The sequence below is a fragment of the Ruegeria sp. YTSB088 genome, assembly GCF_059609825.1.
In genome coordinates, this window is record NZ_JBXWMM010000007.1 from 216,550 (window position 1) to 231,676 (window position 15,127).

General features: G+C 59.8%; 13 protein-coding genes. 5 read left to right on the forward strand and 8 right to left on the reverse strand.

Translation table 11 applies throughout. The annotated features are described in order from the left end of the window. Positions 1-51: 51 nt before the first annotated feature. Positions 52-1,146, forward strand: a complete 1,095-nt coding sequence (locus AC2FFA_RS13455; RefSeq protein ID WP_496851978.1) for a CaiB/BaiF CoA transferase family protein — start codon at positions 52-54, stop codon at positions 1,144-1,146. An 80-nt stretch (positions 1,147-1,226) separates the two neighbouring features. On the opposite strand, the gene hemE is transcribed toward AC2FFA_RS13455, so the two are convergent. After that, positions 1,227-2,261, reverse strand: a complete 1,035-nt coding sequence (gene hemE / locus AC2FFA_RS13460; protein WP_496851979.1) for a uroporphyrinogen decarboxylase — start codon at positions 2,259-2,261, stop codon at positions 1,227-1,229. 106 nt (positions 2,262-2,367) lie between these two features. Here hemE and hemC point away from each other — a divergent pair, with 106 nt between their 5' ends. Further along, positions 2,368-3,333, forward strand: a complete 966-nt coding sequence (gene hemC / locus AC2FFA_RS13465) for a hydroxymethylbilane synthase (protein WP_496851980.1) — start codon at positions 2,368-2,370, stop codon at positions 3,331-3,333. Between the two features lie 223 nt (positions 3,334-3,556). Here the strand turns inward: hemC and AC2FFA_RS13470 are convergent, their stop codons facing one another. From AC2FFA_RS13470 to AC2FFA_RS13500, 7 genes are read right to left on the reverse strand one after another with little or no spacing between them, the layout of a single operon-like run. Further along, positions 3,557-4,828 carry an aspartate aminotransferase family protein gene (locus AC2FFA_RS13470; protein ID WP_496851981.1) on the reverse strand — a complete coding sequence of 424 codons (1,272 nt, stop codon included), beginning with the start codon at positions 4,826-4,828 and terminating at the stop codon, positions 3,557-3,559. Position 4,829: 1 nt separating this feature from the next. Further along, a complete protein-coding gene (locus tag AC2FFA_RS13475; RefSeq protein WP_496851982.1) occupies positions 4,830-5,933 on the reverse strand; it encodes a mandelate racemase/muconate lactonizing enzyme family protein in 1,104 nt (367 codons plus the stop codon). After that, positions 5,930-7,036, reverse strand: coding sequence for a mandelate racemase/muconate lactonizing enzyme family protein (locus AC2FFA_RS13480; RefSeq protein WP_496851983.1), 1,107 nt, complete (start codon positions 7,034-7,036; stop codon positions 5,930-5,932). The genes AC2FFA_RS13475 and AC2FFA_RS13480 overlap by 4 nt, the downstream gene beginning before the upstream one ends. Beyond that, positions 7,033-8,139 (reverse strand): mandelate racemase/muconate lactonizing enzyme family protein, encoded by a 1,107-nt coding sequence (locus AC2FFA_RS13485; protein WP_496682404.1) that lies wholly within the window; start codon positions 8,137-8,139, stop codon positions 7,033-7,035. The genes AC2FFA_RS13480 and AC2FFA_RS13485 overlap by 4 nt, the downstream gene beginning before the upstream one ends. Beyond that, a complete protein-coding gene (locus tag AC2FFA_RS13490; RefSeq protein WP_299899330.1) occupies positions 8,136-8,714 on the reverse strand; it encodes a dimethylsulfonioproprionate lyase family protein in 579 nt (192 codons plus the stop codon). Before AC2FFA_RS13490 ends, AC2FFA_RS13485 begins: the two co-directional genes overlap by 4 nt. Further along, the gene (locus AC2FFA_RS13495; RefSeq protein WP_496851984.1) at positions 8,711-9,793 is read right to left on the reverse strand and encodes an alcohol dehydrogenase family protein; all 1,083 of its coding nucleotides are present in this window, start codon (positions 9,791-9,793) and stop codon (positions 8,711-8,713) included. Before AC2FFA_RS13495 ends, AC2FFA_RS13490 begins: the two co-directional genes overlap by 4 nt. Beyond that, on the reverse strand, positions 9,793-12,246 hold the full coding sequence (locus AC2FFA_RS13500) for an FAD-dependent oxidoreductase (RefSeq protein WP_496851985.1): 2,454 nt from the start codon (positions 12,244-12,246) through the stop codon (positions 9,793-9,795). The genes AC2FFA_RS13495 and AC2FFA_RS13500 overlap by 1 nt, the downstream gene beginning before the upstream one ends. Before the next feature lie 67 nt (positions 12,247-12,313). Between AC2FFA_RS13500 and AC2FFA_RS13505 the strand changes: the two genes are divergently transcribed. From AC2FFA_RS13505 to AC2FFA_RS13515, 3 genes are read left to right on the forward strand one after another with little or no spacing between them, the layout of a single operon-like run. Then, positions 12,314-13,201: a MurR/RpiR family transcriptional regulator gene (locus AC2FFA_RS13505; RefSeq protein WP_117870585.1), complete on the forward strand. Its 888-nt coding sequence runs from the start codon at positions 12,314-12,316 to the stop codon at positions 13,199-13,201. Beyond that, positions 13,198-14,286, forward strand: coding sequence for an aromatic ring-hydroxylating oxygenase subunit alpha (locus AC2FFA_RS13510; RefSeq protein ID WP_496851986.1), 1,089 nt, complete (start codon positions 13,198-13,200; stop codon positions 14,284-14,286). Before AC2FFA_RS13505 ends, AC2FFA_RS13510 begins: the two co-directional genes overlap by 4 nt. Positions 14,287-14,305: 19 nt before the next feature. Next, positions 14,306-15,124, forward strand: a complete 819-nt coding sequence (locus AC2FFA_RS13515) for an aspartate racemase/maleate isomerase family protein (protein ID WP_496851987.1) — start codon at positions 14,306-14,308, stop codon at positions 15,122-15,124. Positions 15,125-15,127 lie beyond the last annotated feature (3 nt).

Genomic DNA, 15,127 nt, shown 5'->3' on the forward strand with positions numbered 1-15,127 from the left:
AACTTGCAATCCGTCAACCCACCCGCAAACTCTTCCACAACGGAGGCGCTGATGCTGAATGGAATACGTATTGTCGAAATCGAAGGGCTGGGCCCCGGCCCGTTTGCCGCCATGCAGCTTGCTGATCTGGGCGCCGAGGTCATCACGATCCATCGCAAAGGCCAGGCTGTAACCCCGGGCATGCCGAACCGCTCGCTTCTGGACCGCGGCAAACGATCTATCGCACTTGATCTGAAGGACACTGACGATCTGGCGACCGCCCGCCGCCTGATTGACACGGCAGACGCACTGATCGAAGGCTTCCGCCCCGGCGTGATGGAAAAGCTGGGTCTTGGCCCGGATCTTTGCCTGACCCGCAACCCGAAACTGATATATGGTCGCATGACAGGCTGGGGGCAGGATGGTCCATTGGCTGACACAGCCGGACATGACTTGAATTACATCGCTTTGTCCGGCGCGCTCTGGTACGCCTCTCTTCCTGATCAGCCGCCTCAAACCCCGGCCACTTTGGTCGGTGATATTGGCGGAGGAGCCATGTATCTCGTCACGGGCATCCTGGCAGGTTTGATCAACGCGCAAAGAACCGGAAAAGGCACCGTGGTTGACGCCGCCATCTACGACGGCTCGGCCCATATGATGAACCTTCTTATGACCATGCGCCAAACTGGAAACCTGTCTGAAACCCGCGGCCAAAGCCTGTTGGACGGCCCGCATTGGAGCCGAACCTACACCTGCGCAGACGGCGGATTTGTTTCGGTCCAATGCCTCGAACCGAAATTCTACGCCCGATTCCTGAAAATTCTGGACTTGTCCCATGACCCGGCGTTCCAGCAACAATACACCCGCAAACTCTGGCCGGACCTGACCCGGCGCCTGGCAGAAATCTTCGCGTCCAGGCCGCGCGAACATTGGGCCAAACTGTTCGACAGGTCAGACGCCTGCGTCGCCCCGGTTCTCAGTCCCGATGAGGCCGCAACCCATCCGATGAATACTGCTCGTCTATCCTGGCGCGAGACAGACGGAACCCTGCAGGCCGCCGCCGCCCCGCGCTTCTCCACACACCAATGGCATCCGAAACCCAGCCCGGCGCGCGGACAACACACCGCCGAGATCCTGAACGAACTCCGAGACCCCAAAAGCGCCTGACCCACTCTTCATCTGGCCGGAAATATCCCGGGGGTGAATTGGCCCGCGGCCAAGAGGGGGCTGGCCCCCTCCCACGCACCCTATCCGCCGCGCACCGTGTCGATCATCAGCTGAACATTCTCAGGATCTGCATCTGGTGTGATTCCATGCCCAAGGTTGAAGATGTGCGGCCCCTTGGAAAACGCCTCAACGATGCGCCGGGTTTCATCCACCAGCGCCTGACCACCTGTCACCATATGCGATGAGGCAAGGTTGCCTTGCACACAGCCATCAACCTGTACTTTCTCAGCAGCCCATTCAGGCGACACGGAATTGTCCAGCGCCACGCAATCCACGCCGGTCGACTTTGCAAACCCTATGTACCCGTCGCCTGCTTCCCGCGGAAATCCAATCACAGGGATACCGGGATGGCGTTCCTTGATGGCTTTCGTGATCACCCGGCACGGCTCGACCGCGTATTTGCGGAAAGCTTCGCCCTTCAAAGACCCCGCCCAACTGTCAAATATCTTGACCACCTCGGCACCGGCGTCGATCTGAGCGGACAGATATTCAATCGTTGCCGCGGTGATGCGATCCAACAACGCCTCGAACAAAGCAGTATTACCTTCGCGCAGCGCATGGGCGGGACCCTGATCCGGCGTGCCGCGCCCTGCAATCATGTACGTGGCCACAGTCCACGGCGCGCCTGCGAATCCGATCAAGGAGGTTTCGGACGGCAATTCCCGCGACAGAATGCGCACCGTTTCGTACACGGGTGACAATGTATCATGAATCGCGTCAACCGGTTTCAACGCGTCAAACTCGGACTGTTTCGTGATGGTCGACAAACGCGGGCCTTCGCCGGTCACGAACCAAAGGTCAACGCCCAGCGCCTGTGGCACCAGCAGAATATCGGCAAACAGGATCGCCGCATCAAACCCGTAGCGCCGAATTGGTTGCAAGGTGACTTCTGCTGCCAGTTCCGGGTTATAGCACAAAGACAGGAAATCCCCGGCCTGGGCACGTGTGGCCCGGTATTCCGGTAGATACCGGCCCGCCTGACGCATCATCCAGATCGGCGGCACATTCTGCACCTCACCTGCCAGCGCCCGCAGCAGTTTCTTTGTCTCGGCCATGTTCGCCCCCAGCATTCAGGTTTTGGCAACGGGTCGTCCTTCGGCGGCAATTTGTCAAGCTCAGCCCCCATTGTCAGGGCAATGTGACGCGACTAAAGCTGTGCACATGACTTTGACCCTGCCCACCCCCGCATCGCCCCTCAGAATCGGCACCCGTGGTTCGCCACTGGCTCTGGCTCAGGCCTACGAAACACGCCAGCGCCTGAGCGATGCGTTCGATCTGCCACAGGATGCGTTCGAGATCGTAGTGATCAAGACGACCGGCGACAATCGCGCCATGATCGACGCGGATCGACCGCTGAAGGAAATCGGCAACAAGGGCCTGTTCACCAAAGAAATCGAAGAGGCGATGCTGCGCGCCGAGATCGACATCGCCGTGCATTCGACAAAGGACATGCCCGTTGAACAACCCGAAGGGCTGGTACTGGGCACGTTCCTGCCGCGCGAGGATGTGCGCGACGCTTTTATCTCTCCGCGATTGGGCTCGATCCACGATCTGCCCGAGGGGGCCGTGGTGGGCACCTCGTCTTTACGACGCCGTGCGCAGTTGCTGAACCGGAGACCGGATCTGAAAGTGGTCGAGTTTCGCGGAAACGTGCAGACACGGCTGAAAAAGCTGGAAGACGGAGTTGCCGATTGCACGTTTCTGGCGATGGCAGGCATTCGTCGTTTGGGGATGGATGAGGTTCCGGCCAGCGCCATCTCTCCTGACGATATGCTGCCGGCGATCGCGCAGGGTACCATCGGCATAGAACGGCGCAGCAACGACATGCGCGCAGCCGAAATGCTGGAAGCGATTCATCACACGGAAACGGGATGGCGCCTGGCGGCCGAACGCACATTGCTGGCCGCGCTGGACGGGTCCTGCGAAACCCCGATCGCCGGCCTTGCCGAACTGGACGGCGACACCCTTAGGTTGCGAGGCGAAGTGCTGCGCCCGGACGGAACGGAAACCGCCAGCAGAGATATGACCGGCCCCGTCGAAGATGGGCCTGAAATGGCCCGCGCGATGGCGGCAGAACTGCTTGAACAGGCAGGACCTGATCTATTCGATTGGAAAAATTCAAAATAAATTTGCTCAGTGTGAACTTGATCACTGTAGCAGGCGGCGCGATCAGGCATTAATGGGACATACCGAAGAGGAAGTCGGGTCAGTCTCGAAAGTATCGAAAAGTTTTCAGATTGCCGGTGTTTTAATCAGTATTCGAGGGGGCGAGACTGACCCCCGGCTTCCAAAGGTAGCGGGTCGCTGTTGGGTTCAACAGCGACCCGTTTACGTTGTACCCTACCCGCGTTCAGGAAATTGCTTCGACGGCGTGACGAACGGCCTCTCTGGTCTGTTCCAGATCCGCTTCGGTAACCGCCAGCGACGGGTACAGTTTGCCCGGAGCTTTGAATATCCCATGCGCCCGCAACGTTGCATTGTAAGTGGCGTTGCGCTTCGGGTCATCATGGTTTGCGCTGCGATAATCCCGACATTCGGCCTTGGTGAAATAAATGTCGAACAAGGTCTCATCGCCGCAGATGCGATGGGCAATGCCTGCCTCATTCAAAGCGTTCGATTGCATCTGTTGCAACTGCCTCCCAATCGAGCGCAGGTGTTCATAGGTGCCTTCACGCCGCAAAACCTCCATCGTCTTCAACCCCGCAGCTGAGGCGACGGGGTTGCCGGACAAAGTACCCAACTGCATCAGCCAGCCCTCTTCTCCGACTTTCGATTTGTCGAAGTGCGTCATGATCTCGGCACTGGCGCCCAGCGCAGCCAGAGGAAAGCCACCACCGGTGATCTTGCCAAGCGTGCAGATATCCGGGGTCACTCCGTATCGCTCTTGTGCGCCGCCGTAAGCCAGTCGGAACCCGGTGACGATCTCATCAAAAACAAGCAGAACACCAAATTTGTCGCATAACGCCCGCAAGCCATGCAAATACCCCGGCTCGGGCGGGATGATCCGCTGCAAGGGTTCGACCATGATCGCAGCGATATCATCATGTTCGTCAAGCAGCGCTGCCACCGCCTCAAGATCATTGAAAGGCGCGATCAGCATCTGCTCGGCCACACTTTCGGGGATACCGGCACTGTCGGGAACGGCCTGAGGGAAATTGACCCGGCGGCTGGGGGCCAGGCTCATCTGTGCCTCGGCGCTCATACCGTGATACCCCCCTTCAAACTTGAGGATCTTGTCGCGCCCGGTGTAGGCGCGCGCCAGCCGCATGGCGTACATGTCTGCCTCGCCTCCAGAGGCAACGAAACGCACCTGCTCGCAACAGGGAACGGCTTCGATGATGGCCTCGGCGAGTTCGATGCCCTTGCTGTTGTTGGCGAAGAAGGTCAGGCCCTTGGGCAGCTGCTCCAGCACCGCTTCCATCACCTCGGGGTGGCCATGGCCCAGCAGCATCGGGCCGGACCCGATCAGATAGTCGATATATTCGTTTCCATCCTCATCCCAGACACGGCTGCCCTCGCCACGGGCGATGATGATGCCCGGATCGAAGTTGCCGAAACCGCCGGCAGGCAGAACTTCGTTTGCGCGCGCTATCCACTCTGACTGCGTTTGGACTTTCAGCATCTCAATCAATCTCCAAAATCGGGGAGCCAAGAATTTCGAGGTCAGGTGCAACACCTAAGCCCGGACCTTCAGGCGGGGCAATCCGGCCATTTTCACGTTTTGGTGCATCCGGGCAAATACGTGGCGCAACGTAAGAAGAAAGATCGCATGTGTTCATCAGCGACCCCCGCGGCGTGGAAGCGGCAAAATGCAGCGAGGCCGCCGTTACGATATCTGATCCCCATGTGCACTCTGCGCAAATCTCGGCGCCCAGCTGAACGGTCAGATCGCGCGCACGGCGCATCGCTGACAGGCCACCGAATTTCGACAGCTTCAACGCAACCGCATCCATGCACCCCAATTCATGCGCCCGCATCAGTGACGCAAGATCAAAGGCGTTTTCGTCGATCTTCATGGGCAGACCCGTCGACTGACGGACAGCAGCACAGGCTTCCAGTGTTTTACAGGGCTGTTCCAGCATCACATCCAGATGTGCCACCGCGCGCCCGGTTCGCGTTGCCTGAAGGCGCGATGCCCCGCAGTTCCAGTCGCCATACACAAGCGGCCCAGGTCCCACGGCCTCGCGCACTTTGATCAGCCGCTCGGCATCGGCCTGCCAATCGCCCTCGACTCCCAGCTTGACCTGAAACTGGCGAATCCCGGTTTGGAAAGCCGCCTTGGCAATTCTGGCCATCTCGTCCGGCGCAATGCAGGTGATCGAATGATAGAGCGGCATATCCGCCCGTGTTCGCCCGCCCAGCAATGCGTAAACCGGCACCCCCGCCGCGCGGCCGAACAGATCCCACAGCGCAATGTCCACGATCGATTTCGCGTAGCCGTGGCCTTGCAGAAACCCATCCAGCTTTCGCATCGGCGCATCGACCCCAATCGGAGAAATCCCGAGAATCTCGGGGCCCATTTCAGCAACGGCCCCCGGTACGCCATCCGCATAGGCTGGCAGATAATGCGGGATCGGGCAGACCTCACCCCAACCCGTCAGACCTGTATCCGTCTCAAGGCGCAGGATATGAGACGTCACGGTCGCACAGGTCTTGCCGTCAGCCATGTGATAGGTTTCATGGCTGGTCAGTTCGATGGACCAGAGCGTTAGCTTGTCAATCCTCAAGCATATTCTCCTACTGGATCACCCAATTTGGCTTCATTAGGATGCACGCCAAGCCCCGGCGCTTCGGGCAGATGCAGATGGCCATCGACGTTGCGAGGCCCACGGCCGTCTGCAACATCAACCGTGATCATGTCATGACAGGCCCAGACCGCGTGGCAATGGTCATCCGGGATCGTGGCGGCCAGATGCAGCGCTTCGGTATCGGCCAGAACCGTTCCGCCGGTGGCCATCACGAACATGTCTATCCCATGGGCCAGCGCGATATCCCGTATCCGCGCGGCCTTGGTCAGGCCACCCACGCGATTCAGCTTGATCCCGAATATCTGGGCCAGACCATCGCGGGCAATCCGGGCGGCATCCTGCAAGGTCACAAGGGACTCGTCCACAGACACCGGAGACGCATGAAGCCCCGAGATCGCCGCGATATCATCCAGTGTTTCACAGGGTTGCTCGAACATCACGTTCAGGTCTTCGCAGGCGCTCATCACCCGCAAGGCCTGCTGGCGAGTCCAGCCACGGTTGACATCATACAGAACAATCTCTCCGGGCTGCCGGATGCTTTCGACATCCCGCACACGGGCAATGTCCCGCTCGACATCACCGCCGATCTTCACCGAATGGGCGATGTAGCCGCGCTTGCGATACCGCTCCATGACGTCGCGTGTTTCCTCGACGGTTTTCGCCCCGACCGAGGACGCAATCGGGCGCGGTGTCCGCGATCCGCCGCCCATCAGATCGGCAATCGGCAGACCCGCTGCCTGCCCAGCAATATCCCAGCAGGCCATATCTATGGGGCTTTTGGCATAGAGGTGTCCGGGCAAGGCAATATCCATGGCCCGTTCCACGTCCAAAACCCGACGCGGATCAAGGCCGAGGATGAAGGGGGCCATCGTTTCGATCCCGGCCCGGATGCCTGGCCCGTGCGCGGGTACATAGGTGTGCCCCCAGGGCGTGCCCTCGCCCCAGCCGACCAGACCGGTATCGGTTTCGAGCTTGACCAGCGTCGCATCAAGCCTTTCGAACTTCAGGCGACCCCCGGACAGCCAATATGGATGCTCAAGCGGCAAATCGACCTGAAAAACGGTAATGGTTTCAATCTTCATAAAGCATACTCCGCCACGGGTGCGCCGAGGCTTTCAAAATCAGGGGTTACACCCAATCCCGGCGTATTGGTTGCATAAAGCTTTCCGTCTTTCACGACAGGACCGCCGACGCCCGTAGATCGCGTGTTGTAGTTCATCAGATCCGTGGTGTTCTGCAGGTATTCAGGCGGGGTCGATGCCGCGAAATGGGCGACAACCGAAGACGTGATCTCTCCACCCCAAGTGTCTTCGCTGACCACAGGGATGCGGTTGTCGATCAGGTAGTCTCGTACCCGCCGGGCCTTGCTGATGCCACCAAGGTTTGAAATCTTGAGACAACAAATCTCTGCCCCCCGGTCCGCGACGATACGCTGAGCCATGTGGATCCCGGTCACGCATTCATCTAGCTTCAGTGGCTGCTCGGCAATCCGTCGCACTTGCTGGCATTCCTCATACGTGCGGCAGGGTTGCTCCAGAATGAAATCCAGATCCCGGGTCTCGCGTGCCACGCGGATCGCATCGTCTACGCGCCAGCCCTGATTGGCATCGGCCATGGCTTTCTCGCCGGGTTTCAGCAACGGTACAGTGGTGCGTATCCGGTCAATGTCACTGGCCCAGTCGCCTCCCACTTTGACCTGAAATTGCTGATAACCCTGTTCCCGGTACTGGTCCATCTCGGCCACGGTGTCCTCTACCGCTTTCTGCGGCGCGACCCGGTACATTGGCGCGCCATCAGTCAGCTTGCCGCCCAACAGCATCCAGACCGGCTGATCACACGCCTGACCCAGTATATCCCAGCACGCCGCATCGAACGGGGCCTTGGCATAGCCATGCCCTTGTACCAGATGGTCCATCAGGTGTTCGATCCGCCCCACCTGACGCGGATCTTCGCCCAGCAGCTTGCCAGCGACAAGTCGCGCCAGCGCAGTCACACCTTCGGAATGGGCCATCATGTAGTTTTCGCCACAGGGGGTGAACTCACCACATCCCTGCAAACCCGCGTCAGTGTCGACTACCACAACCGAGGCTGTCGCTGTTTCAATTGCATTGCCCGCACCCCAGACATACGTACCGCCGACATAGGGAAGCCCGGTCTGGTAGATTCGGATGCGGGTGATTTTCATGCTGCGTCCATTCTGGGCAAGTCGCCCATCCCTTCGCCGCGCCACAGGACAAAGGTCAGGATCGGTTGGTCCGTCGTGGTCATGGCGTGGCTTTGCCAGCTTTTGTGCTGCCGTATCTGGTTCGGGCCAACGAAGGTTTCACCCTCGTCGCTCCGAAAAACCGCTCCGCCCGCCAAGGTCAAATACAGCTCTTCCGCCTGATGGCTGTGCCAGTCATAGTCCAGTCCAGCGCCCCAATATCCCACGTAGCCGCGCAATTGGGTCGAGTGGAAATGCCCGGTCGGTCCGAACAGTTCGTAATACCCGTACCGATTCAGGAAATCCGCGCCGACTTCCTCTGCGGTGTATGTGTGTTTCCAGTGCGCCAGATGCGCGCTGGCCTGGATCGCCGCGACCAGATCACGGGTTGGCGCCACGCCATCAAGGCCAAAATCGCCCGCCAGATCGGTCGCCGGTATGTGCGCAGGCTGCAAACTCGTCGGTGTCAGATCGTCCGGCCATGATGCAAACGCGGCAAGGTCAGGATGCGCCTGATGCAATTGGCGGGCCGCCTCGAGAACACCATCCAGCGTCATGGGATCACCACAATATTGCCAGTGTGCTGTTTGGCGATAAAGGCGGCTTGCGCTTCCCGCAGCTCTTCCAAGGGGTAGGTCGCAGCCAGCGCCGGTTTGATCTCACCCGCTTCGATGTATTTCACTAGGTTATGCATAACCTGCGGGTCAATCACGGTCGAACCGGTGAAAGTCAGATCGCGCAGATAGAAGGTCCGCAGGTCGAGCTCGACCATCGGGCCTGCAATGGCCCCCGAACAGGTGTAGCGCCCGCCGCGCTCCAGTACGTCGATCAGGTTCGGCCAGTTAGGGCCACCTACCACATCGGCGACCACCGTGATCCTCTCGCCGCCCAGCGCCGACCGCAGGTCTTCAGGTGCGCGGGGCAAAACCAGATCAGGGCCAAGGTCGGCCACGTCGGCGTGTTTGGATTCGGATGCCATCGCAATCACACGCGCGCCTCGGCGTTTGGCCAATTGAACCAAAGCACCACCCACCCCGCCCGAGGCACCGGGTACAAGAACGGTATCTTTTTCCGTCACATTGGCACGCGACAGCATCCCTTCGGCAGTAGAGTAAGAACAGGAAAAGGTCGCAAGCTCGGCATCCGACAGTTCCGAAGCAATCGGCACCGCATTGACCGCCAGAGTCGTGGTATATTCGGCGAACCCGCCATCGCGTTCTGAGCCGAAGTAACCTGTCTTGTTCATGTTGCCAGAATCAGCCGGATCTCGCAGCCAGCCATCCGTGATGACACGCTCGCCAATACGAACGCTGTCCACGCCCTCGCCAACGGCCACGATATGCCCACAGACATCTGCGCCCTGAATGCGCGGGAAGGTAATCGGATTGCCGCCCCAGGTGGGGTCTTTTTCGCCCACCTCATCGAACGCGCCACCTGTCGTCGCATCCGTGACGGTCTTGGAATACCAGCCGGATCGCGTATTGACGTCGGTATTGTTCAGGCCACAGGCTGCGACCCTGATCAGCACTTCACCAGCCGCGGGTTCGGGGCGCGGCCAGTCTTCCTGCATCACCATCTGGTCCAGTCCACCGTGGCCCATTGTGACCATGGCTCTCATCGTATCGGGCAGGCTCATCATGCGGTCTCCAGTATGGCGTCAATGCGGGGCAGAAAACTGTCGGGATCGTAGGCAGGTTCACCCAGAACACGGGCGGCACGGGGTTGGCCATGGATCACGACCTCCAGCTCTGTCCCGGCTTTGGCCGCTTCGGGCTTGAGGTAAGCAAAGGCCAGGATTTTGCCGACGGTGTGGCCATAAGCGACCGACGCTGTGGAACCGACGACGCGCCCGTCCAGCAGCACCGCCTCTCCACCATGCCCATCAATCTCTCCATCCGGTTCAATTGAAAGATAGGCACAGATCCAGGGCAGATCGGTGTTGAGCGTCTTGTCCTTGCCCAGATATTCCTTGTCGGTGCGCGCAAAACGCAGCACGTCGGCCTCGGCCAGAGTGACCTCGTTGGTCAGCTCTCCTGCGCCTTTGAAACCCTTTTCCATTCGCATCACGTTCATGGCGAAGCTGCCGTAGTCGGTGATGCCATACGCCTCGCCTGCGGCCCAAAGCGCGTTGTAGACGTCGATGCAGGCGGTGTTGGGCATGTGCAGCTCCCAGCCCAGTTCCCCGGCATAGGACATGCGGAAAGCCCAGACCTTGTGACCGGCGATGTTGATTTCCTGCGCGGAAAGCCAGCGGAACCTAGCATTGGTCAGATCGGCATCGGTGCAGCGCGCCAGCACATCCCGCGATCGGGGACCGTTCAGCGACAGGGCCGACCAGTCTGCGGACAGGGCAGTTACCTGCACATCCTCATCCGCGCATTGCTGCGCCAGATGATCCAGCAGGCGTTGTTCAAAGAAGGCGGCACAGACCAGATAGAAGCGGTCGTCGGCCATGCGGACAATCGTGGTCTCCAATTCGATACGGCCGCGACGGTTCAACATGTGGGTCAGTGTGATCGAACCGACCTTCTGAGGCATTCGGTTTGCGGTCAGCCTGTCAAGCAGGGCATAGGCCCCCGGCCCCGAAACCTCGACCTTGGTGAAGGCGGTGACGTCCATGACGCCGACGCACTCGCGCACCGCCTTCACTTCGGTCGCCACCATGTCGTCGGCAGGCGTGCGGCGGAAGGAATAATGGTCGCGCTGTTCCACACCGTCGCGGGCGAACCATCGGGGGCGTTCGAAACCATACACTTCTTCATGCACAGCGCCCTTGGATTTCAGCAGCTCATAGAGCGGCGACGGCTTGATCGGTCGCCCGGCCAGACGGTTGAAATGCGGAAAGGGGATTTCGTGGCGCAGACAGTAATCTTCCTCGGCCTTGATCACCTGCCAATCCTTCGTGGCATAGCTGCCGAACCGGCGCGGATCGAATTCGCGCATCGAGATATCGGCGGCACCATGCACCATCCACCGCGCCAGTTCGCGGGTCAGACCCGGCCCCCAGCCGATGCCGATCTGCGTCCCGCAGCAGCACCAATAGTTCCGAACACCCGGCGCTGGTCCGATCAGAGGGTTGCCATCCGGCGGGTGCGAGATCGCCCCGTGAACGTCGCGCTGAATGCCAAGCTCGGCAAAGATTGGCATCCGGTTCAGGCTTTCCTCAAGCCACGGCATCACCCGGTCGTAATCCGCGTCGAACAGCCAGTTCTCGTATTCCCACGGGCAATGGTCGTGCCAGACCGAGTTCGGGTTCTCTTTCTCGTAGATCCCGATAAGCCCGCGCTGCTGCTCCATGCGGACATAGCCCGAGACCTTGAGGTCATCACGGATCACCGGCAGTTCGGTGTCCAGGTTCTGGAATTCCGGCACCGGTTCTGTCACGAAATAATGGTGCGTCATCGAGGTCATCGGCAGTTGCAGCCCCGACCACTCGCCCATTTGCCTTGCATAGGTTCCGCCTGCGTTCACTACATGCTCGCAGGTGATTGTGCCGTTCTCGGTTTCAACAACCCACTCACCGTTCCCGGCCTGCGTGATGTTGGTGGCGCGGCAATTGCGGAAGATGCGCACGCCCTTCTGACGCGCCCCGGTTGCCATCGCCATGGTGACGTTGGTCGGGTCCACATGTCCATCATCCGGCGTGTGCAGTGCACCCAGAACGCCGTCGAGATTGTAGAACGGGTGCAGTTCCGCCACCTTTTCAGGTCCGACCAGTTCAATGTTGAACCCCAGCGACCGGCCCACAGATAGCGTGTGGCGCAGCCAGTCCATCTCATCCTCGGTATAGGCCAACCGGAATGAACCGCAGCCGTGCCATGTGACGGGTTGGCCCGTTTCAGCTTCCAACCGGCCGGAATACAGCCCGATGTTGTAATCCACGCATTTACCTAACCCAAAGCTGGAGGTCGAATGCGTGATCTGCCCAGCGGCGTGCCAGGTGCTGCCACTGGTCAACTCAGCCTTTTCAAGCAGGACGGTGTCGTCGCCCCAGCCTTCGTGCGCCAGATGATAGGCCAGACCGACCCCCATGACGCCGCCACCGACAATCACCACGCGGGAATGGGACGGCAGATTCTTCTCGGACATGATTTTTCCTCTCCCGAGTCGCGTTTCTGCTCGACAGGCTAATTCCACAAATGTACCATCGTCAATCATGAATGACACAAATGTATCATCAACTGTTCTGGATCGCCTGTCCGAAGAATGGGACGCCCTGACGCCCGAGGCGCAGAAGGCCGCGCGCTACGTGCTGGAAAACCCAACGGACGTTGGGGTTTCTACTGTGCGCGAGATTGCCGAGGCCGCCAGAGTAAAACCGAACACCTTCGTGCGAATGGCCCAGCAGGTGGGGTTCGAAGGCTACGAAGATTTCCGTGCCCCGTTCCGGGATGCGATCCGGCAGGGACGTGTGTCATTTCCGGACCGCGCCCGCTGGTTGCAGGACATCGGCAAGTCAGGGGAACTGGGCGGCCTCTACGCCGATATGATCGGCTCCGCGATCCGCAATATTGAAGAAACCTTTGCCGGGATCGACGCCGCAAAGCTGAAGGCCGCGGCCGAGGATATCTGGAATTGTCGCCAGATTTTCACGCTGGGTGTAGGCGTCAACAATTCGAACGCGCGAAACTTCACCTATCTGGCCTCAACCGGCATGAAGCAGTTTCACGCCATCCCGCGTCCCGGTTCCACTCCGGTGGATGATCTGGCCTGGGCCGATGAGCAGGACGTGCTGATCGCGATCACGTGCCACCCCTATCGCACCGAAGTTATCGAGGCGATCAAGCTGGCCCGACAACAGGGTCTGACCGTCATCGGTATTTCCGACAGCCCGGCCAGCCCGGTGATCCTGAACGCCCATCACGGTTTTGTCGTCGCCGCCGACACGCCGCAGTTCTTTCCGTCATCCGTTTCGACGATTGCCTTGCTGGAAACTCTGCTGTCCTTCGTGATCGCCGTGTCCAGCGATGAGATCGTCGAGCGGGTGGAACGGTTTCACCAACGCAGACACCAACTTGGCCTCTACGCGGAGGAGCCCGAATGAACGCACCCCTGACCCACTCACTGGACGCGCGATACTATACCGACCCTGCGATTTTCGAGCAGGAAATACAGGGGCTTCTGGCCCGAACGTGGCAGTTTGCGGGCCATGTCGCGCAGGTCCGGGAAACGGGGGATTACTTTGCGTTTGAGATCGCCGGCCAGAACCTGTTCTGCATTCGCGGCCGCGACGGCGAAATCCGCACCTTCTATAACGTCTGCCAGCACCGCGCGCATGAAATGGTCACCGGCGCGGGCAACACGCGTGTCGTCGTCTGCCCCTACCACGCCTGGACTTATGAGCTGTCCGGTCAATTGCGCGCCGGACCCAACATCAAATCCGTCCCCGGGTTCGACCGCAGCGCCATTTGCCTGACCTCGGTGCGCACCGAAGTGTTCAATGGTTTCATTTTCGTTAATCTCGATGACAACGCCGCCCCGATGGATGAATGGTACCCCGGCGTGCGCGAAGAAATCCGCGCCTTTGTCCCGCAAATCGACGATCTGGAACCGCTAGAATGGGTCGAGATCCCCGAAAACTGCAACTGGAAAGTCAGTATCGAGAACTATTCGGAATGTTACCATTGCCCGACCAATCACCCGACCTTTGCCGAAGGAGTGGTCAAGCCCGAGACCTATGACATTCAGCCGGACGCGGGTGGCGGCTATGTGTTGCGTCACACGACGGAATGCCAGAGCCTCGACAAGATGACCTACCCCATCGACCTGTCGGTACCGCACGCGGGCGATTACCAATCGTGGTTCCTGTGGCCGATGTTCTCGTTCCAGTGTTATCCCGGCAATGTGCTGAACACCTATCACTGGCGCGCGGTTGATGCCGACCACTGCACCGTCTGGCGCGGCTGGTACACCGAAGGCGGCTCGGACAGTGCGGTTATCCGGCAACTGGCGGTCCAAGACCGCGAAACGACTGTCGAGGAAGACATCCGCCTTGTGGAATCCGTTCATCGCGGGCTCAAGTCGCGGGGCTATCGCCCCGGACCGCTTGTTCTGGATCCGGGCTGCGGGGTGATGTCGGAACACTCCATCGCGCGACTTCAGCAATGGATGCGCGAGGCTGTGGATTAGTGGCCGAGGTTGCACGCTGATGCTGATGCCTGAAGTCTGGCGCCCGGAACACAAACTGTTCCCCCATCAGGTCGGGTTCACCTGCCCGCCGTTCGACTTTGACGCCGCGCCCTCGGATTTCCTGCGCATGTGCCCCGAAACCGTGGGCGTTCACGGGTGGATGCTGCACGTGCCAGACTACGTGCACGGATTGGATCAGCGGAGACAGAACTTTGGCATGCTCGAAGACTTCGTGCACTGCATGTCCCGCAACAGTGTGGATGTCTGCGGTCAGGTCGGTTCGAATTGGGTCCATGCCTGCGGGCTGGGCGTAGAAGGCGTTCGGCAACACTGCGAAGACCTGTCAGACAAATATGGCACGCGCTTTCACATGGCCGGATATGCCATGGTCGAGGCACTGCGTGACCTGAATGTCGAAAAGGTTGCCCTGAACGCCGCCTATCATTGGCCGGAATGGTGGCAGGGCACGGCCGGCTTCTTGAAGGAAGCCGGGTTTGATGTGGTCTGGGCCGGGAATTTCCACGATCAGGGCTGGTTCGGCGGTCAGGAAGAGGTCAATTCCTGTCGCTGGGTCTTTGACGGCGATCTGGCACTGAAAAGCTTTGAATATGTGGCCGACAAGGCACCCCGGGCCGAAGCGATCCTGATCAATGGCATGTGCAATTTCCGTACCGGGCCCGGTGGCTTGCCGCAGCGCCCACTGCATCTGGCCGATACCCTTGAAGATGCGCTGGGCAAACCGGTGATTGGTCATGACATCGCGCTTTACTGGCGCGTCTTCAAATCCCTCGGTATCGCACCCGGTACACCGCACGGGCAATTGCTGAAACGTCTTTAATTA